12 protein-coding genes and 1 other RNA gene are annotated in these 20,119 nt (G+C 59.6%); 4 read left to right on the forward strand and 9 right to left on the reverse strand.

The window, feature by feature from the left end:
* Positions 1-253: 253 nt before the first annotated feature.
* Both NHU87_RS19260 and dnaX read right to left on the reverse strand, forming a co-directional pair.
* Positions 254-592, reverse strand: coding sequence for a YbaB/EbfC family nucleoid-associated protein (locus NHU87_RS19260; RefSeq protein ID WP_007905413.1), 339 nt, complete (start codon positions 590-592; stop codon positions 254-256).
* Positions 593-659: 67 nt separating this feature from the next.
* Complete coding sequence (dnaX, locus tag NHU87_RS19265; RefSeq protein ID WP_253551638.1) at positions 660-2,753, reverse strand: DNA polymerase III subunit gamma/tau; 2,094 nt, start codon at positions 2,751-2,753, stop codon at positions 660-662.
* Between the two features lie 144 nt (positions 2,754-2,897).
* Here dnaX and NHU87_RS19270 point away from each other — a divergent pair, with 144 nt between their 5' ends.
* The gene (locus NHU87_RS19270; RefSeq protein ID WP_253551640.1) at positions 2,898-3,647 is read left to right on the forward strand and encodes a substrate-binding periplasmic protein; all 750 of its coding nucleotides are present in this window, start codon (positions 2,898-2,900) and stop codon (positions 3,645-3,647) included.
* 11 nt (positions 3,648-3,658) lie between these two features.
* Here NHU87_RS19270 and NHU87_RS19275 read toward each other — a convergent pair whose 3' ends face one another.
* Entirely contained in the window at positions 3,659-5,359 is a 1,701-nt protein-coding gene (locus tag NHU87_RS19275; RefSeq protein WP_253551642.1) for a putative bifunctional diguanylate cyclase/phosphodiesterase, read from the reverse strand.
* 417 nt (positions 5,360-5,776) lie between these two features.
* On the opposite strand from NHU87_RS19275, the gene NHU87_RS19280 reads away from it, so the two are divergent.
* Complete coding sequence (locus tag NHU87_RS19280; RefSeq protein ID WP_007933342.1) at positions 5,777-6,091, forward strand: helix-turn-helix domain-containing protein; 315 nt, start codon at positions 5,777-5,779, stop codon at positions 6,089-6,091.
* Between the two features lie 336 nt (positions 6,092-6,427).
* Here the strand turns inward: NHU87_RS19280 and ffs are convergent.
* From ffs to NHU87_RS19310, 6 genes are all read right to left on the reverse strand, one after another.
* An RNA gene (ffs, locus tag NHU87_RS19285) (signal recognition particle sRNA small type) lies at positions 6,428-6,524 on the reverse strand.
* A gap of 284 nt (positions 6,525-6,808) precedes the next feature.
* Entirely contained in the window at positions 6,809-7,972 is a 1,164-nt protein-coding gene (locus NHU87_RS19290) for a zinc-binding metallopeptidase family protein (RefSeq protein WP_253551645.1), read from the reverse strand.
* 154 nt (positions 7,973-8,126) lie between these two features.
* Positions 8,127-10,484, reverse strand: a complete 2,358-nt coding sequence (gene ligA, locus NHU87_RS19295; RefSeq protein WP_253551647.1) for an NAD-dependent DNA ligase LigA — start codon at positions 10,482-10,484, stop codon at positions 8,127-8,129.
* A 167-nt stretch (positions 10,485-10,651) separates the two neighbouring features.
* Positions 10,652-11,506 carry a cell division protein ZipA gene (gene zipA / locus NHU87_RS19300; RefSeq protein ID WP_253551649.1) on the reverse strand — a complete coding sequence of 285 codons (855 nt, stop codon included), beginning with the start codon at positions 11,504-11,506 and terminating at the stop codon, positions 10,652-10,654.
* Positions 11,507-11,764: 258 nt separating this feature from the next.
* Entirely contained in the window at positions 11,765-15,253 is a 3,489-nt protein-coding gene (gene smc, locus NHU87_RS19305; RefSeq protein ID WP_253551651.1) for a chromosome segregation protein SMC, read from the reverse strand.
* A gap of 2 nt (positions 15,254-15,255) precedes the next feature.
* On the reverse strand, positions 15,256-15,915 hold the full coding sequence (locus NHU87_RS19310; RefSeq protein ID WP_253551653.1) for a GntR family transcriptional regulator: 660 nt from the start codon (positions 15,913-15,915) through the stop codon (positions 15,256-15,258).
* A gap of 266 nt (positions 15,916-16,181) precedes the next feature.
* On the opposite strand from NHU87_RS19310, the gene xdhA reads away from it, so the two are divergent.
* Both xdhA and xdhB read left to right on the forward strand, forming a co-directional pair.
* Entirely contained in the window at positions 16,182-17,636 is a 1,455-nt protein-coding gene (gene xdhA, locus NHU87_RS19315; protein ID WP_253551655.1) for a xanthine dehydrogenase small subunit, read from the forward strand.
* Complete coding sequence (gene xdhB, locus NHU87_RS19320; protein ID WP_253551657.1) at positions 17,629-20,028, forward strand: xanthine dehydrogenase molybdopterin binding subunit; 2,400 nt, start codon at positions 17,629-17,631, stop codon at positions 20,026-20,028. Before xdhA ends, xdhB begins: the two co-directional genes overlap by 8 nt.
* Positions 20,029-20,119 lie beyond the last annotated feature (91 nt).

Here is a 20,119-nt window from a genome sequence, read left to right on the forward strand (position 1 = left end):
ACCTGTCGCCGATAGCTATGGAGCAAAAAGCGGCATAAACACCGTAACCGGTGTCCGGGATTACTTGACCAGATCAGCCTCGCTCCTACAGGTTTTGCGTCGTGCGAATATTCGCGAATAACCGATATCCGTAGGAGCGAGGCTTGCCCGCGAAGGCTGCCTCACAGGCACCACACTTCCAACAGACAGAAACAAAAATGCCAGGCGCGATGCCTGGCATTTTTTTGTAACCCATCCGACGCGCGTTGGCGAATCAGAATGGCAGTTTCATACCCGGTGGCAATTGCATGCCAGCGGTCACGCCGGACATTTTGTCCTGGCTGTTGGCTTCAATCTTGCGCACGGCGTCGTTGACGGCTGCGGCGAATACCGCCTCCAGCATTTCCTTGTCGTCTTCGCTCAGGCCTTCGACCAGGCTTGGGTCGATGGTCACGCGCTTGACGTCGTGACGACCGGTCATCACCACGGTGACCATGTCGCCGCCGGCTTTACCGGTGACTTCGGCGTTGGCCAGTTCTTCCTGCATCTTGGCCATTTTTTCCTGCATCTGCTGCGCCTGCTTCATCAGGCCGGCCATGCCACCTTTCATCATGGGAATCACCTCAAAAGTACTTGGATAAAAACAGCGCCCGGCGAATGCGGCCAAGCGCCTTCAGTTATTAGTCCTGACTGACCAGGGCCTCGACAGGTTCAATAGTATCGTGACGGACCACCGCCCCGAACTGCTGCATCATTTGCTGGATGAACGGATCGCCGTGGATCGATTCCTCGGCCTCGCGCTGACGGTTGGCACGGCGGCGGGATGAGGCCTGAGCCGGGGTTTCCTGCTCGGGCTTGATCAGCTCCATGCTCAGGGTCAGCGTGCGCCCGTGAAACTGGTTCAGCGCATCGTTGAGGCGACGTTGTTGTGTCGCGTTGAACAAGGCGCTGTGGGCCGGGTCCAGGTGCAACAACCAATTGTCGCCATCGACGGCGATCAGCGTGCAGTTGGCGGCGATGCTGGCGGTCATGCCGGACACCGGCAATTTCGGGAACACCTCCAGCCATTGCAGGGCCAGACCGGTGGCCGGCATCGCGGCCGGTTCTGGCTCGGGTTCCGGCGCAGGTTCAGCGGTGTGCTCGCTGGCCAATTCGTCGAGGTAGCTATAAGCCGAATCCATGTCCGGCTCGATGTAATCCTCGTCCAGCGGCGGCTCGTCGTCCTGATCCATGCCTGGCGTAGCGGCATCGACTTCGGCCATGGACGGTTCCGGAATCGGCGCAGCGGCCCATTCCGGCGCATCCGGCACCACGCTGTCCGGGGTCGGCATGGGCATCGGTGGCAATTCGGGCTGTTCGCCGGCCGTTTCCAGCACCGGCTCGACGGCGGGCTGCTGGACAACTTCGGGCTCTACCGGGTCGTTCCACGGCAGATCGACGACTTCTTCGACCGCTACGGGTTCGACAACAGGCTCTGGCTCAGGCGCGATTACAGGCACGGGCGCGACCGGCTCAGGCGCAGCAACCGGGACAGGAGCCGGAGCAACCACCGGCGCAATCGGAGGTGGTGTAACGGCCGCAGCGACTACCGGCGCAACAACCGGCGCGGCAGCCACTGAGTTTGCGGAATCAACTGTGGCCTGGCTGATCCCCACTGTCTTTAGCGGTTGCCTCGGCGCGTCCGCGGTGTCTGCGGGCCGGAATGCGAGCATTCGCAGCAGGACCATTTCGAAACCGCCGCGCGGGTCCGGCGCCAGCGGCAAATCCCGCCGACCGATCAGGCCCATCTGGTAATAGAACTGCACGTCTTCGGCCGGCAATGCCTGGGCCAGTGCCAATACGCGGTCACGGTCGCCATGGCCATTATCGACGCCTTCAGGCAGGGCCTGGGCGATGGCGACACGGTGCAGCACATTGAGAATTTCCGAAAGCACACCGTTCCAGTCCGGACCTTGTTCGGCCAGATGGCGCACCGCTTCGAGCAACGCCTTGGCATCGCCTTCGATCAGCGCATGTAGGACGTCATAGACCTGGCCGTGATCGAGAGTACCGAGCATGGCCCGCACGTCGGCGGCCATGACTTTGCCTTCACCGAAAGCAATGGCCTGATCGGTGAGGCTCATGGCGTCGCGCATCGAACCGTCGGCGGCGCGGCCCAACAGCCACAGCGCGTCGTCTTCGAACGGTACGTTCTCGACGCTCAGCACGTGGGTCAAATGCTCGACCACCCGTTCCGGGGTCATGTTCTTCAGGGAGAACTGCAGGCACCGCGAGAGAATCGTTGCAGGAAGTTTCTGCGGATCGGTGGTGGCCAGGATGAACTTGACGTGGGGCGGCGGCTCTTCGAGGGTTTTCAACAGCGCATTAAAGGAATGGCTGGAGAGCATGTGCACTTCGTCGATCAGGTAGACCTTGAAGCGCCCGCGGCTCGGCGCGTACTGCACGTTGTCGAGCAGCTCGCGGGTGTCTTCGACCTTGGTCCGGCTCGCGGCGTCGATCTCGATCAGGTCGACGAAGCGGCCTTCATCGATCTCGCGACACGACGAGCACTCCCCGCAGGGGGTCGAAGTGATACCTGTTTCACAATTCAGGCATTTGGCGATGATCCGCGCGATGGTGGTCTTGCCAACCCCGCGAGTACCGGTAAACAGGTAGGCGTGGTGCAGCCGCTGGCTGTCCAAGGCATTGATCAGAGCCTTGAGCACATGGGTCTGGCCGACCATTTCGCGGAACGAGCGCGGACGCCATTTACGTGCAAGAACCTGATAACTCATCGAAAACCGTCGCAACGAAGGAACAGAAGCGGCTAATGCTAGCGGAGCAAGGCCAAAATTGCATCCGGTGCGCTCGTCTATTCTGGCTAAGCTGCACTTTGAAGGGCTTTTATTGGCTCAGGTTTGAGCCGTACCGGAGCATTTATGCGTTTTGCCTTGGGGGCATTGCTGTGGGTCAGCCTGAGCGTCGCGGCCGCCGAGGCGCCGTTGCGCTTTGTCGTGTCCGACAGCTGGGCCATGCCCATGGTGCAGATGGAGCGCGGCCGGCCGACCCAAGGCATTCTGCACGACATCATGCTCAGCCTGGCGACACAGGTCGGCATGCCGGCGCAATTTCATATATTGCCTCGGGCGCGTGTGCAAAATGCCATGGATCACGGCGAAGTCGATGTGCGCTGTTATGTCTCACAATCCTGGCTGCCGAACCTGTCCGGCGATTATATCTGGAGCGTTCCATTGCTGGTTCAGCGCGACTTGCTGATTGGCCGGCGAGGCTCATCCGTCTCGGTCAACCCGGCAGACCTGCCGCAACAGTCGATCGGCACCGTCCGCGGCTATAGCTACCCGACCTTGCAACCGCTGTTCGACGCCAATCAACTGCACCGCGATGACGCGCGCAATCAGGAACAGGTGCTGGAAAAACTGCTGGCCGGACGCTACCGCTATGCGGTGAGCAACCAATGGACCCTGGACTGGTTCAACCAGCGCCTGCTGCCCGAGCAACAACTGCAAAGCGTAGCGCTGGTGCACGAACAAAGCGTCGGCTGCTATGTGCGCGACGACCCCAAAGTACCCGTGCAGCGCATTCTGCGCACCTTGCTGAAAATGAAAATGTCCGGGGAGATCGATGACATTATCCGGCTCTATACCGGTAACCCTGCTGCCAATCTGTAGCGCATGAGCGCTCAGGCAGTCTGATCAAGCGCCTGCCATTGCGACGGGGCGATAAACCGCGCCACCCAGTCCGGCACCTCACCGGGCGGCATCGGGCGAGCGATGAAATAGCCTTGAGCGACTTCGCATCCCAGCCGCAACAGCAATTCACCGTGCTCAACGCTTTCCAGTCCCTCGGCAATCACCTGCCGACCGAAGGCACGGGCCAGGCCAATCACCGCCGTGGTCAGGGCCAAGTCGTCACGATCACTCAGAATGTCGCGCACGAACGACTTATCGATCTTGATGGTTTGGGTGCGTAAACGCTTGAGGTAACTCAGGGACGAATAACCCGTGCCAAAGTCGCCCAGCGAAAACTGCACGCCCAACGCCTGACAGGCCTGTAAACAGGCGCTGACATGCTGGATATTTTCGATCGCCACCGATTCGACGATTTCCAGATCGAGCATCTGCGGGGCGACCTGGGTATGTCGAGCGAGTACCTGCCTGAGCCGGTCGACGAAGTCCGCGCGCTGAAAATGTCGCGCCGCAATATTGATACTGACCGGCCAGCCCTGCCCCGCTTGCTGCCAACGGTGCAACTGCGACAGAACCTGGTCCATCACCCATTCACCGATATCGATGATCAGGTCGGTGTCCTCCACCAGCGGCAAAAACTCCCGAGGTGGCACCATGCCGTTTTGCGGATGCTCCCAACGCAACAAGGCCTCGAAACCGACGACCACGCCACGGCGCATGTTCACCTTGGGCTGAAAGTGCAGGCGTAACTCACCGGCGGCCAGCGCCTGACGCACCCGCTCGACGGTCTGGTGAGTGGCCTTGACCTCCTTATCCCGCGAGACATCGAATAGATGAAAGCGGTTTCGCCCGCTCTGCTTGGCCACGTACATCGCCTGATCGGCATGACGCAGGAGGGTTTCGGCATCTTCGCTGTCATGGGGAAACAGGGTGACGCCGATACTCGCAAATACATTGATGTCCTTGCCGTGCAGCGTGTAAGGCGCCGAAATCGCCCCCAACACGCGATTCAGCGCTGCGCGCAATTCCGGCAGATCACGCACGTAACGCAACACCAGCACGAACTCGTCACCGGCCAGTCGCGCCACCACGTCTTCGCCGCGCACAATGTCGCGCAAACGCTTGGCCACCTCCACCAGCAACATATCGCCACTGGCGTGACCATAGCCGTCGTTGACCGCCTTGAACCCGTCGAGGTCAAGCATGCACACCGCCAGCGGAATGTTTTCATGCCGGGAGAATTCCAGCGCCTGATCGAGCAAATCCGACAGGAAGGCGCGATTGGGCAGCCCGGTCAGCACGTCATGCCCGACCCGCCATTGCAGGGATTGCAGCAGTTGGCGTTTTTCGCTGATGTCGAAACGAATTGACAGGTATCGGTGAACGCGCCCGGTGACATCATCGAGCACCGGCACCATGGTGCTGTCGACCCAATACAGGCTGCCATTCTTGGCGCGATTACAGATTTCGCCTTTCCAGATATTACCCAGGGCGATGGTGCGCCACATGGCGGCGAAGAAATCAGCGGAATGCAGGCCGGAGTTCAGCAAGCGATGATTCTGCCCCAGCAGCTCTTCGCGGCTATAGCCGGACACGGCGCAGAATTGATCGTTGACGTAGGTAATCCGGCCGTCGAGATCGGTCTCGGAAAAAATTGCTGCGGCATCCACGGCCCTGCGGTATTTCTCATCCATGAGTCAGGCTCACTGTCGCTAGCGGTGGTACCGCTCGACCAGCGCAGGATGCCCGGAAGAGATGTTTTGAGACGTACTGCGCAGAGACACGTTATCACTCCATGAACAGCATTTGATGGCCCTCCGGCCTCCCCGAAGTTCAACCAGGCTCAAAGGCCTCGGGCAAGGTAGCAACACCGACTCTGGTAACATTTCGCAAGATTTCAGATCGCCAACAGCCTCTGCGCAAACCCGGCAGGGAACGCAATGCTGGCTGTTTCATATCGCCTAAACTTCAGAGAGCGGGTCACCAAAAACCCCTTCGGAGCGGCGATTCTACGAAATGCATCACATTTTGCAAAGCAAGGTGATGGATCATGCAGTTGCCTAATGCAAAAATCTATCGTTAAGTTCTTGATTCTAAATGGGAATTGAGCGATGCAAATTTCAAGTTTGGGTCCAGCCATCCGACGCTACCGCAAGGTCGCAGGGCTTACTCAGGCTGAACTCGGCGAAAAAACCGGTTTTGACCCCAAAACCATCAGCCGCTTCGAAACCGGCACCTATACCCCCAGCGTGGAAGCATTGTTCCTGCTTGCCGACGTGCTGGGCGTGAAGCTGAAAGCCTTTTTCGCAGATCTGGGCGACGAAGATGAACAGCGGGCGTACCTGTTCAGCGTCATACACAAAGCCACCCCGAAGGATCTGGGAAAGCTGATCGCAGCGGTTGACCAGGCCTTGTCCAAGCCTTGATGCCAGTAAATGAAAAAAGGAGGCCGATCTGTCGAAATGCGACAGATCGGCCTAATGCCTGCCAGTTAAGGCGGAATCTGTAGGAGCGAGGCTTGCCCGCGAAGAACGATGACGCGTAATACCTGAAAAACTGCGGTGCATTCTTCGCGGGCAAGCCTCGCTCCTACAGAAATTTCGCTTAACTGACAGGCATTGACAGATCGGCCTACTTTTTTATAACTCGCGCTTTAATTCGGAAACGATAAAACACCGCCCTGGATGAACTCCATGGCAGGGAAATAAAACAGTTTTAGATAGAAAACACGAAAGAGGGTTCGTGTTGCGTTATGGAGGCAACCCCACCAGCCACACCCCGGCACACAATGTTCCCGCTGTGGCTGCTCCCTTCCGGGTCTGACCAGGTTCACGGGTAATCGTTGCGGGGGGACCGATGGGGTCACCATAACGACGCTCACCTGACGGCGAGCCGCGCCATTGTACCTATCTGAGACGAAGTTACAACCGTTCGGGCGGATTAAAAAACATGAGCCGCTTCAAGGACATGCGCTGCCCCTGAAACACCACCCCTGTAGCAGCTGCCGAAGGCTGCGTTCGGCGGCGAAGCCGTCGTGAAATCGGACGCTGCGGTCTTTCAGTTAAATGGTGGGCTCAGGATTTACGACTGCTTCGCAGCCGAACGCAGCCTTCGGCAGCTGCTACAAGGGCGATCTTTTGATCCTATTGCGCCAACACCTCATCCGCCCTGCCACCCTCCTGCTGAATCACCAAGTGAATGAAGTGCAGCTTGGCAATCACCGCCGATGGCAGAACGAACGGATAGAAATCCGGCTGGCCCATGCTGCGTGACAATTCGTTGAGCATGCCGGCCAGTTCGATCCATGCGTTGACGAACGACAGGAACGCCGGGCCGCCGGGGTGCTGCGGGTCGAACAGAGTGTTAGGCGGAAACGGCTGGTAATCGAAATCCATTTCCTGCGCACTCATGCCAAACCCCAAAGCAGTGTCCACCGCATCCATCATGTGCAGGTAGTGAGCCCAGGTTTCGGCCCAGTCCTCCCAAGGGTGCATGGTGGCGTAGGCGCTGACGTAATGTTGCTGCCAGTCGAGCGGCGCGCCTTGCTGATAATGTCGCTCCAGCGCCTCGGCGTAGCTGGCTCGTTCGTCACCGAACACGTCCCGAAAAGATTCCAGCCAATGACTGTTGGCGACCAGGCGGTCCCAGTAGTAATGCCCTACCTCGTGACGAAAGTGCCCGAGCAGCGTGCGATAAGGTTCGTGCATCTGCACGCGAACCTGCTCGCGGTGGGCGTCGTCGGCTTCTTTGATATCGAGGGTGATCAGACCGTTGGCATGCCCGGTGGTCGGCGGTGTGCCTTCGAGGTCGATACCGATGAAGTCGAAGGCCAGACCGATGTCTTCGTCCATGGATTTCGGAATGACGGGTAAGCCCAGGCTGATCAACTGCGCGACCAGACGACGCTTGGCGATTTCCACTTTGCGCCAGCGCTCGTGGTTCTCGGGGATCGACAGGTCGGGGATGGTGCGATTCAGGCTACAGGCGATACACAATCCATCGTGTTCATTGGCTGGCAGCAGCCAATTGCACGCGGCCGGAGAGTCGAGATTGGCGCAGCGTCGGAACACTCCAGCTTCAGGATCGGCGTCGAGCAACCAGGTATCGGCCTGTGGGCCGGGCTGCAATGACGACAAGCGACTCTGCTGCGGCTGATAACCGAGCGCCGCCGAACAGGCCAGGCACTGGCTGTTGCGAAAGAACAGCGACTGCCCGCAACGACAATGCCAGACCTTGCTGTTGCGCGAACGCTCTCCCATGAAGGGGGCGGCGATGCGTGAAGTGAGCTGTTCGAAGAAGCGGTACATGGCGATCTCTCCCTGGGGCCTGCCAAGACTAGATCATTCCTCAGGCATGATCGTTCCCACGCTCTGCGTGGGAACGCCGCCCCGGACGCTCCGCGTCCGCTGCGACGCAGAGCGTCACGGGATGCGTTACCACGCAGAGCGTGGGAACGATCAGTTAAACCGAAATATTGTGCTTGCCAAGAAACCCGACAAACGCCTCTTCATCCAGCACCTTCAATCCCAGCTCATTGGCCTTGGCCAACTTCGACCCCGCACCCGGGCCGGCGACCACGCAATGGGTCTTGGCCGACACGGAACCGGCCACTTTGGCGCCGAGGCTTTCAAGTTTGTCCTTGGCGACATCGCGACTCATCAGCTCCAGCGAACCGGTCAGCACCCAGGTCTGCCCGGCCAGCGGCAACCCTTCGACAACTTTTTTCTCGCTCTGCCAATGCATGCCGAAATCGCGCAGCTGCTTTTCGGCGGCCTCGGCGAGCTGACGATTTTCCGTGCCCGCAAAGAACTCGCGAACCGAAGTCGCCTGTTTCTCCGGCAGCGCCTGACGCATATCCAGCCAATCAGCACTCATCACCGCTTCGAGCGAGCCGAACTTGTCCGCAAGCTTCTGCGCCCCGCCCGGCCCGACCGATGGAATGTGCAACTTGTCGAGGAAGCCGCCCAGCGTGGTACTGGCGGAAAATTCGGCACCCAGCTCGCCCTGATCCTGAATCTGCAGGCCGTGCTTGAGCAGATCCTTGATTACCTGTTGGTTATGCGCATCTTCAAAGAAGCTGTGAATCTCGTGAGCCACTTCCAGGCCGACATCCGGCAAGTACGTGAGCACGTGCGGCAACGCCTGCTGAACCCGCTCCAGCGAGCCGAGAGAACGCGCGAGGACCTTGGCCGTCTCTTCGCCGACATCGGGAATGCCCAAGGCGTAGATGAACCGCGCCAGACTCGGCTGCTTGCTGTCTTCGATGGCACCGAGCAAGTTCTTGCTCGACAGCTCGGCAAAGCCTTCCAGATCGACGATTTGCTCGAACGTCAGGGCGTAGAGATCGGCCGGCGAACTCACCAGGCCTTCGTCCACCAGCTGCTCGACGCTCTTCTCGCCCAGCCCTTCGATGTCCATGGCGCGGCGCGAAACGAAGTGAATGATCGCTTGCTTGAGCTGCGCACCGCAGGCCAGACGGCCGACGCAGCGATACACGGCGCCTTCGCTGATGGTCTCGCGGCCCTTGCTGCGTTTGACCAGTTGCGTGCGCTCGACATGAGAGCCGCACACCGGGCACTGCTGGGGAATCTGCACCGCCCGGGCATTCTCCGGGCGGCGCTCGGTGACCACTTGCACCACTTGCGGGATCACATCACCGGCGCGCCGGATAATTACGGTGTCGCCAATCATCAAGCCCAGCCGCGCAACTTCATCCATGTTGTGCAACGTCGCATTGGCCACGGTGACGCCCGCGACCCTGACCGGCTTCAAGCGCGCCACCGGCGTCACGGCACCGGTGCGACCGACCTGGAATTCCACATCGAGCAATTCGGTGAGCTCTTCCATGGCCGGGAATTTGTGGGCAATCGCCCAACGCGGTTCGCGAGCACGGAACCCCAGTTCACGTTGGGATGCAATGCTGTTGACCTTGAACACCACGCCGTCGATTTCATACTGGAGCGCATTGCGGCGCTCACCGATGTCGCGGTAGTAATTCAGGCATTCTTCGATGCCATGCGCCAGTTTCAGCTCATGACTGATCGGCATCCCCCAGGCTTTGAGTTGCTTCAGATTGCCAATGTGCGTGTCGGCAATATCGGCCGAAATCTGGCCGATGCCGTAGCAGCAGAATTCCAGCGGACGATTGGCGGTGATCTTCGAATCCAGCTGCCGCAAACTGCCCGCCGCCGCGTTACGCGGGTTGGCGAAGGTCTTGCCACCCGCTTCCAGTTGCGTGGCGTTGAGCCGCTCGAAACCGGCCTTGGACATGAAGACTTCGCCGCGCACTTCCAGGGTCGCCGGCCAACCGGTGCCGTGCAGCTTGAGCGGGATATTGCGCACGGTGCGCACGTTGACACTGATGTCTTCACCAGTGGTGCCATCGCCGCGGGTGGCGCCGCGCACCAGCACACCGTCCTGATACAACAGACTGACCGCCAGGCCATCGAGCTTGGGTTCGCAGCTGTACTCCACCGCTGCGCCACCGCCGAACAAGTCGCCGACCGGCAGGTCCAGCCCTTCTGTCACCCGGCGATCGAATTCGCGCATGTCGGTTTCTTCGAAGGCGTTGCCCAGGCTGAGCATCGGCACTTCATGACGCACCTGAGTGAACGCCGTCAGCGCCGCGCTGCCGACACGCTGGGTCGGCGAGTCGCTGGTGATCAATTCGGGATGGGCCGCTTCGAGGGCTTTGAGCTCGTGAAACAGGCGATCGTATTCGGCGTCCGGAATGCTGGGTTCGTCCAGCACGTGGTAACGATAGTTGTGCTGATCGAGCTCGGCGCGCAGCTCTAGAATGCGGTTTTTGGCGGCGGTCATGGGTGTTCTCTCATAAAGCAAAAGAGCAGCCGAGGCTGCTCTATCTCATCTCATCAAGATCAAGAGATCGCAGCCTCGTTTCACTCGACAGCTCCTACAGCTCCTGCAGGGATTGCGATTTAACTGTAGGAGCTGTCGAGTGCAACGAGGCTGCGATCTTTTGATCGTTAACGCTTCTGGGTCAAAGCGCGACGCTCGAACTCGACGATGCGCTGACGGTAGTGCTCAATCGTTTGGGCGGTCAGCACGCTGCGCTGGTCGTCTTTCAGTTCGCCGTTCAGCTCCTGGGACAGTTTGCGTGCCGCAGCCACCATCACGTCGAAGGCTTGCTTGGGATGACGCGGGCCTGGCAGACCGAGGAAGAAGCTCACCGCCGGGGTGCTGAAATGATCGATGTCATCCAGATCGAAGACCCCCGGCTTGACCGCGTTGGCCATGGAGAACAGGACTTCGCCGTTACCGGCCATGCTTTCGTGGCGGTGGAAAATGTCCATCTCGCCAAAACGCAGGCCGCTTTCCAGAATGTTCTGCAACAGTGCCGGGCCCTTGAAGCCGGCCGGGTCGCGGCAGATCACGCTGATCACCAGCACTTCTTCGGCTTGCGGTTGCTCCTTGTCGCTGGCCGAACTCGAAGCCTTGGTGTCATCCGGGAAATCGTCGTCACGGCTGTTGAAGCTCGGGCCGCCGTCCAGATCCAGGTTGAGGTTCAAGTCGCCTTGCGATGGTTCGCCATGGCCACGCTTGCCGCGCTTGGAACCCGACTCGCGAGGTTCACGGGCAGGCATGCTCACCGACGGCAGATCATGCTCGTCCAGTTGCGGTTCTTTATGGTTATCCAGCACGCGGGGCGGGCCCAACAGCTCGGCGCTGGCGTCCTCATCCGGCAGATTGGACAAACTTCGGTCAAGACGGAATTTCAGTTTTCCCTTGCCGCCGCGCATGCGACGCCAGCCATCGAAAAGAATACCGGCAATGACAATAATGCCGATGACGATCAGCCACTCGCGCAGACCGATTTCCATGTAATCCCGTGCCTCTATAAAAAATGCTGAAAAATAAGGGGTTTACATTGTGCAAACCGCTTTAAAACGTGGCGCCAACTCTATGTTCTGACAGGCGTTTTGCCCACGTATACGAAAAATTGACATTAAACTAGCACGACCAAAGGCAACTTTACACCGTCTCTCTCAGTGGCTTGCGCGAATTATGTCGATTGGCCAGCAAGTCAAGGCAGGTAAAAAGCCCTACAGCTCAGAATTACTTGCCCTACACGCAATGACTCAGGCGTCCACCATGGCCATCGCCTCCTCCACATCCACTGCCACCAGACGCGAGCAACCGGGTTCGTGCATCGTCACCCCCATCAATTGATCGGCCATTTCCATGGCGATCTTGTTGTGGGTGATGTAAATGAACTGCACCGTCTGCGACATCTCTTTGACCAGCCGTGCGTAGCGTCCAACGTTAGCGTCATCCAATGGCGCGTCAACCTCATCGAGCATGCAGAACGGCGCCGGGTTCAACTTGAAGATGGCAAATACCAGGGCCAATGCGGTCAGGGCTTTTTCACCGCCGGAGAGCAAATGGATGGTGCTGTTCTTCTTTCCTGGCGGCTGCGCCATGATCGTCACCCCTGTATCGAGTAGATCTTCGCCCGTCAGTTCCAAATACGCGCGTCCTCCACCAAAAACTTTTGGGAAAAGCGCCTGTAAACCGCCATTGATCTGATCAAAGGTATCTTTGAAGCGGTTTCGGGTTTCCTTGTCGATCTTGCGAATCACGTTCTCGAGCGTGTCCAGCGCTTCCACCAGATCGTCGTTCTGAGCATCCAGATAACGTTTACGCTCGGATTGTTGCTGGTATTCATCGATGGCCGCGAGGTTGATCGCGCCGAGGCGCTGAATCCGCGCGGCAATGCGCTCGAGTTCTTCTTCGGCGTCTTTCTCGTTGGCCCCGGCCAGCAGCGTGGCGAGCACGCCGTTGAGATCGTAGCCGTCCTCGAGCAATTGATCCTGCAAAGTCTTGCGCCGCACCGTCAGCGCTTGCCATTCCATGCGCTGCTGCTCGAGTTGGCTGCGTATCAAATGCGATTGCTGCTCGGCCTGAGTGCGGCGCTTTTCAGCGTCACGCAGTTCGCGGTCGGCGTCTTCCATGGCGATTTGCGCGGTCTTGAGTTCTTCGTCGACGGTCATGCGCTTGTCGAGCAGCTCTTCAAGTTTCAGCCGCAGCTCTTCCAGTGGGGCCTCGCCCTCTTCGAGGTTGAGGCTCAACTGTTCGCGCTTCTCGGTCAGGCGCTCGGACTGCATTTCCAGCCGTTCAAGGGCCTGACGAGTGGAATCGTGTTGCGCCTTCAGCGAACCGAGGCGTACCGCCAGTTGATGCGCATGATCCTTGTGCTGTCTGGCCTCCTGGCGCACCCGGTCGAGGCGTTCGCGCAGGCTGTCGCGCTGGGCCAGCAGCAACTCGCGCTGCTCGGTGTCGAGCGCCATGCTATCGAGGGCTTCCTGCAATTGCAGGCGCGCTTCGCCGATGTTTTCGTGTTCCAGGGCGCGCTGTTCGCTCAGCTCGGTGAGTTCTTCATCGAGACGGGTGCGGCGCAGGGTCAACTGCTCGACCTTGGCTTTGCCGGCGGACAACTGGGCTTTCAATTCGCCTTGCTGACGGGCTTCGTCTTGCAGCAGACGGCGCAAATGTTCGCGACCGTTTTCCTGCTGACGCTGTTGCGCCCGCAGGTTTTGTAATTGAGTTTCGAGGGTTTCGACCGTGGCCTCGCGCTCTTCGCGCTCAAGGCCCAAGCGCTGGATTTCCTGGCCACGGGCGAGCACACCGCTTTCCGCTTCGCTGGCCCGACGCACACGCAAAAAGTGTCGGCCGACCCAGTAACCGTCGCGGCTGATCAGGCTTTGCCCGGCGGCCAATTGCCCACGCAAGGCCAAGGCTTGCTCAAGACTGTCGACCGGTTTGACCTGCCCCAGCCATGGCGACAAATCAATCTGCGCCTCGACCTTGTCGAGCAAACTGCCGGGGACGCGCACGCCATCGCTGGCCGGGCTGAGCAGGCGCAAATCGCCTTGGGCAAACCCGGCCAAATCGAAGTCACCGAAGTCATCCACCAGCACCGCTTGCAGGTCGGCGCCGAGCACGGTTTCCACCGCCAGTTCCCAACCAGCCTCGACCTTCAGGCCTTCGGCCAGACGCGGACGATCCGCCAGATGCTGTTCGCGCAGCCATTCGGCGGTGCCGGTGCCCGGATCAAGGGCGGCTTGCTGCAAGGCTTCCAGCGATGCCAGTCGACCGTTGAGACGCTGCAAATCACCTTGGGCTTGCTGCTGCGCCGAAAGGGCTTGCTGCAGTTCCTGACGCAGTTGCTCAAGGCGCTCGACCTGAGCCTCTTCACTGGCTTGCAAGTCTTCGAGCGTGGCCTCGGACGCAGCCAATTGCTCGCTGAGCTCCATGATCGCCGCGTCTTCCGGGTCCGCCGAGAGCAACGCACGTTCTTCGCCAAGACGCTTCTGGCGATCGGCCAAACGTTCCATGCTGGTTTCCAGCTGCTGGATCCGCGATTGCTGAACTTCAGATTGACGGCGCGGCTCGGCGGCAGTGAGGTTGAACGTGTCCCACTGCTCCTGCCAGGCGTGCATGGTGGTTTCGGATTCTTCGAGCGCGGCAGCAGCTTCTTCGGCGGCGGCGCTGGTGACTTCCTGTTCCGGCGTGAGCATGTCCAGCTCTTCGCCCAAGGTCAGCAGCAAGGTGCGGTCGTGGCCCAAGTGAGACTCGGTTTCCAGCCGCGCACGCTCGGCTTCCTTCAGATCGTCCTGCAACTGACGCAAACGCTGCTGACCGTGCTGGATGCTCTGCTCGACCCGGGCGATGTCGCCGCCGACCGAATAGAAACGCCCCTGCACCAGATTGAAGCGCTCGGACAGATCGTGATGACCGTCACGCAGGCGTTCGATGGCAGCGTCGGCATTGCGTTGCTCGGCCACCAAGGCTTCGAAGGTGATTTCCTGAGTGCCGATAATCGATTCGCGCTGGCCGACCTGTTCGTTCAATGCCTGCCAGCGCAGGGCCGACAGCTGGGCCTTGAGCTGCCGCTCTTCGCCCTTGTATTCCTGATACTTCTTGGCGGCCTCGGCCTGGCGGTGCAAGCGTTCAAGCTGGCGCTCGAGCTCTTCGCGCAGGTCGGTCAGGCGGGCAAGGTTTTCGTGGGTGCGGCGGATACGGTTTTCAGTCTCGCGCCGCCGTTCCTTGTACTTGGAAATCCCGGCGGCTTCTTCGATGAAATTGCGCAGGTCTTCGGGCTTGGACTCAATCAGCTTGGAGATCATCCCCTGCTCGATAATCGAATAGCTGCGCGGACCGAGGCCGGTACCCAGAAAGATGTCGGTAATATCGCGGCGGCGGCATTTGGCGCCGTTGAGGTAGTAGGTGGTCTGGCTGTCGCGGGTCACTTTGCGGCGAATGGAAATTTCCGCATAGGCAGCCCATTCGCCGAGCAGAGTGCCGTCGGAGTTATCGAACACCAGCTCGATGCTCGCCTGGCTCACCGGTTTACGGCTGGTCGAGCCGTTGAAGATGACGTCGGTCATCGACTCGCCGCGCAAGTTCTTGGCCGAGCTCTCGCCCATCACCCAACGCACGGCGTCGATGATGTTCGACTTGCCGCAGCCATTGGGCCCGACCACAGCCGCCATGTTACTGGGGAAGTTCACCGTGGTCGGGTCGACGAAGGATTTGAACCCCGCGAGTTTGATGCACTTGAGCCGCACGCTTAAGCGACCGTCAGGGCAGAAATCACCAGATCGCAACTGCGCTGGGCATACGCCGTCAGCACCACGCGAATCTGAGGAAGGTCACGCGCCAGCACGGCAGCGAGCAAGCGTTCGAACAGCTCGAGGAACTCACTCATCGAGGCCTTGCGCTGATCCAGCGCGAGGAAATACGCGCGGCTCATGGCCGGCTGTAAATTCTCGACAGTTTCCTGCAAGTACGGGTTGTTGGCGAACGGGTACGCGGCGCGCATCACACTGAAGCTGTCGTCGACGAACGTGCGGATGTCCTGGCGTTCGTAGCTGTCGGTCAGGCGCTGCTGGATCTGCAGAAACGGCACCATGTCGGTCTGGACTTGCCAGCCGCTGGCCACGGCGTTGCCGAGCAGAATGTATAGCTCGCTCATCAGCGTGCACAGGCTCTGCACCTTGTGTGCCGTGAGTTCAGTCACGTGGGCGCCACGTCGCGGCAAAATCGCGATCAAGTGGCGGCGCTCGAGAATCAGCAAGGCCTCACGGACTGAACCGCGGCTGACATTAAGGGCCAGCGTGACCTTCTGTTCCTGAATGCGCTCCCCCGGCTTCATTTCGCCACGAATGATACGTTCGGCGAGGTGGTGAGCGATTTGCTCGGCGAGGCTGTCCGGCGCCTTGAACGTCATGGTTGTCCTTCAAACTCTTCGATCTGCACAAGCGGCGCAGTGTAGCGCAATTGATGGGTCATGGCGGAGTGCCCACCCAGCGGTTTTTGGCACGATTCAAGCAAAAGGCAAGCTATCCCGTGAGGGTCAATAATGAAGGAACGAGTCGTTGATCGACAAAATGCTATTTCCTGACCTTTAAGTCAGAAAATCATTGACCGAAAAGTCAGACCTGATAAATTCGGCTCATGTCGGTTAACAACAATAATGAGTTTGCGAGGCCTTCCGTGATCCAGTTTTTACTAAACCAGGAACTCCGTAGCGAGCACGCCCTGGACCCGAACCTGACCGTGCTCAATTACCTGCGCGAACATGTGGGCAAACCCGGCACCAAAGAAGGCTGCGCCAGCGGCGACTGTGGTGCCTGCACCGTGGTGGTCGGCGAGTTACAGACGGACGACTCGGGCCGCGAACACATTCGCTATCGCAGCCTCAACTCGTGCCTGACGTTCGTCTCCTCCTTGCACGGCAAGCAACTGATCAGCGTCGAAGACCTCAAGCACCAAGGCGAACTGCACAGCGTGCAAAAAGCCATGGTCGAGTGCCACGGCTCACAATGCGGTTTCTGCACACCCGGCTTCGTGATGTCGCTGTTCGCGCTGCAAAAGAACAGCGATCAACCGGATTCTCACAAAGCCCACGAAGCGCTGGCCGGCAACCTTTGCCGCTGCACCGGTTATCGGCCGATTCTGGCCGCAGCCGAGCAATCCTGCTGCGGTAAACAACCCGACCAATTCGATGCTCGTGAAGCGGACACCATCGCTCGCCTGAAAGCCATCGCCCCCACCGACATCGGCGAACTCAACAGTGGCGACAAGCGCTGCCTGGTGCCATTGACCGTGGCCGATCTGGCCGACCTCTACGACGCTTATCCACAGGCCCGTCTGCTGGCCGGCGGCACCGATCTGGCGCTGGAAGTCACGCAGTTCCACCGTACCTTGCCGGTGATGATCTACGTCGGCAACGTCGCCGAAATGAAACGCATCGAACGCTTCGACGATCGCCTGGAAATCGGTGCCGCTACCGCCCTCTCCGACTGTTACGACGCCTTGAAGGCCGAGTACCCGGACTTCGGGGAACTGCTGCAGCGCTTCGCCTCATTGCAGATCCGCAACCAGGGCACTTTGGGCGGCAACATCGGCAACGCCTCGCCAATCGGCGACTCGCCACCGCTGCTGATCGCCCTCGGCGCGCAGATCGTCCTGTGCAAAGGCGAAACCCGCCGCACCATGGCCCTGGAAGATTACTTCATCGATTACCGGGTCACCGCGCGTCAGGAAAGCGAGTTCATCGAAAAGATCATCGTGCCACGGGCCAGCGCCGAACAACTGTTCCGCGCCTACAAGGTTTCGAAGCGTCTGGACGATGACATTTCCGCCGTTTGTGCCGCGTTCAACCTGCGTATCGACAATGGCGTGATCGCCGACGCCCGTGTTGCTTTCGGCGGCATGGCAGCCATTCCAAAACGTGCCAAACACTGCGAAGCCGCGCTGGTTGGCGCGCCGTTCAACAACGCCACCGTCGAACGCGCCTGCGCTGCATTGGCCGAAGATTTCACCCCGCTTTCGGACTTCCGCGCCAGCAAGGAATACCGCCTGCTCAGCGCGCAGAATCTGCTGCGTAAATACTTCATCGAACTGCAAACACCGCACATCGAGACTCGGGTGACCGCTTATGTCTAATCATCACGCTGTAGAGAAGACCCAAGCCGAACTGGCTGAATTGTTCGCCAAGGACCTGACCACCGGAGTCGGCCGCAGCGTCAAGCACGACAGCGCCGACAAGCACGTGTCCGGTGAAGCGCAGTACATCGACGATCGGCTGGAATTCCCCAATCAGCTGCACGTTTACGCACGACTGTCGGACCGCGCCCACGCGAAAATCATCAGCATCGACACCAAGCCTTGCTACGCCTTCGAAGGCGTGCGCATCGCCATTACCCACGAAGATGTGCCGGGCCTGAAAGACATCGGCCCACTGTTGCCGGGCGATCCGTTGTTGGCCATTGATGACGTGCAGTTCGTCGGTCAACCGGTATTGGCGGTGGCGGCGAAAGACCTGGAAACCGCGCGCAAAGCGGCCATGGCCGCGATCATCGAATACGAAGATCTGGAACCGGTTTTGGACGTGGTCGAAGCCTTGCGCAAACGCCACTTTGTGCTCGACAGTCATACGCATCAGCGTGGCGATTCAGCCACTGCGCTTTCTACTGCAGAGCATCGCATCCAAGGCACGCTGCACATCGGCGGCCAGGAACACTTTTATCTGGAAACCCAGATCTCTTCGGTGATGCCGACCGAAGACGGCGGCATGATCGTTTACTGCTCGACCCAGAACCCCACCGAAGTGCAGAAACTGGTGGCGGAAGTGCTGGACGTGTCGATGAACAAGATCGTCGTCGACATGCGCCGCATGGGCGGTGGTTTCGGCGGCAAGGAGACTCAAGCGGCAAGCCCGGCGTGCCTGTGCGCGGTGATTGCGCACCTGACCGGTCAGCCGACCAAAATGCGCCTGCCGCGTGTCGAAGACATGCTGATGACCGGTAAGCGTCACCCGTTTTACGTCGAGTACGACGTGGGCTTCGACAGCACCGGTCGCCTGCACGGCATTGCCCTGGAACTGGCCGGTAACTGCGGTTGTTCACCGGATTTGTCGGCATCGATTGTCGACCGCGCGATGTTCCATGCCGACAACTCTTACTACCTGGGCGATGCGACCATCAACGGTCACCGTTGCAAGACCAACACCGCGTCGAACACCGCTTACCGGGGTTTCGGCGGCCCGCAAGGCATGGTCGCCATCGAAGAAGTGATGGACGCCATCGCGCGCCATTTGGGTCTCGATCCGCTAGCGGTGCGCAAGGCAAACTACTACGGCAAGACCGAGCGCAACATCACCCATTACTACCAGACCGTCGAGCACAACATGCTCGAGGAAATGACCGCCGAACTGGAAGAAAGCAGCCAGTACGCCGAGCGCCGCGAAGCGATCCGTCGCTACAACGCCAACAGCCCGATCCTGAAAAAAGGCTTGGCGCTGACTCCGGTGAAATTCGGTATTTCCTTCACCGCCAGCTTCCTCAATCAGGCCGGCGCACTGATCCACATCTACACCGACGGCAGCATCCATCTGAACCATGGTGGCACCGAAATGGGCCAGGGTCTGAACACCAAAGTTGCGCAAGTTGTGGCTGAAGTATTCCAGGTGGAAATGGACCGCGTACAGATCACCGCGACCAACACCGACAAGGTCCCGAACACCTCGCCGACCGCGGCTTCCAGTGGTGCCGACTTGAATGGTAAAGCGGCGCAGAACGCGGCTGAAATCATCAAGAAACGCCTGGTGGAATTCGCCGCGCGCCAATACAAGGTCAGCGAGGAAGACGTGGAATTCCACAACGGTCATGTACGGGTCCGCGATCACATTCTGACGTTTGAATCGCTGATCCAGCAGGCGTATTTCGCCCAGGTGTCGCTGTCGAGCACCGGCTTCTACAAGACCCCGAAAATCTACTACGACCGCAGTCAGGCCCGTGGTCGGCCGTTCTACTACTACGCCTTCGGTGCGGCCTGTGCCGAGGTGATCGTCGACACCCTGACCGGCGAGTACAAGATGCTGCGCACCGACATCCTTCACGATGTCGGCGACTCGCTGAACCCGGCCATCGACATCGGTCAGGTCGAGGGCGGTTTCATCCAGGGCATGGGTTGGCTGACCATGGAAGAACTGGTGTGGAACAACAAAGGCAAACTGATGACCAACGGCCCGGCCAGCTACAAGATCCCGGCGGTGGCAGACATGCCTTTGGACCTGCGGGTGAAGCTGGTGGAAAACCGCAAGAACCCGGAAGACACGGTGTTCCATTCCAAGGCTGTCGGTGAGCCACCGTTCATGCTCGGCATTGCGGCGTGGTGTGCGATCAAGGACGCCGTGGCGAGCCTGGGCGACTACCAGCATCAACCGAAAATCGACGCACCGGCGACCCCGGAGCGGGTGTTGTGGGGCTGTGAACAGATGCGGCAGTTGAAGGTGGCGAAGGCTACCGAGGCTGAGCCGGAGTTGGCTTCGCTTTAGACCGAGGCGTGGCCTTCGCGGGCAAGCCTCGCTCCTACAGGTTTACGGTGATCGTGTGACCGCTATCAATCCTGTAGGAGCGAGGCTTGCC

Source organism: Pseudomonas mandelii (genome assembly GCF_024138395.1).
Taxonomy (GTDB): domain Bacteria; phylum Pseudomonadota; class Gammaproteobacteria; order Pseudomonadales; family Pseudomonadaceae; genus Aquipseudomonas; species Aquipseudomonas mandelii_E.

Coding starts and splice junctions, on each gene's coding strand:
- NHU87_RS19270 (WP_253551640.1), top strand. CDS start 2,898: ATGCGTTTTGCCTTGGGGGCATTGCTGTGGGTCAGCCTGAGCGTCGCG.
- NHU87_RS19275 (WP_253551642.1), bottom strand. CDS start 5,359: ATGGATGAGAAATACCGCAGGGCCGTGGATGCCGCAGCAATTTTTTCC.
- dnaX (WP_253551638.1), bottom strand. CDS start 2,753: ATGAGTTATCAGGTTCTTGCACGTAAATGGCGTCCGCGCTCGTTCCGC.
- NHU87_RS19260 (WP_007905413.1), bottom strand. CDS start 592: ATGATGAAAGGTGGCATGGCCGGCCTGATGAAGCAGGCGCAGCAGATG.
- ligA (WP_253551647.1), bottom strand. CDS start 10,484: ATGACCGCCGCCAAAAACCGCATTCTAGAGCTGCGCGCCGAGCTCGAT.
- NHU87_RS19280 (WP_007933342.1), top strand. CDS start 5,777: ATGCAAATTTCAAGTTTGGGTCCAGCCATCCGACGCTACCGCAAGGTC.
- xdhB (WP_253551657.1), top strand. CDS start 17,629: ATGTCTAATCATCACGCTGTAGAGAAGACCCAAGCCGAACTGGCTGAA.
- NHU87_RS19290 (WP_253551645.1), bottom strand. CDS start 7,972: ATGTACCGCTTCTTCGAACAGCTCACTTCACGCATCGCCGCCCCCTTC.
- NHU87_RS19310 (WP_253551653.1), bottom strand. CDS start 15,915: ATGACGTTCAAGGCGCCGGACAGCCTCGCCGAGCAAATCGCTCACCAC.
- zipA (WP_253551649.1), bottom strand. CDS start 11,506: ATGGAAATCGGTCTGCGCGAGTGGCTGATCGTCATCGGCATTATTGTC.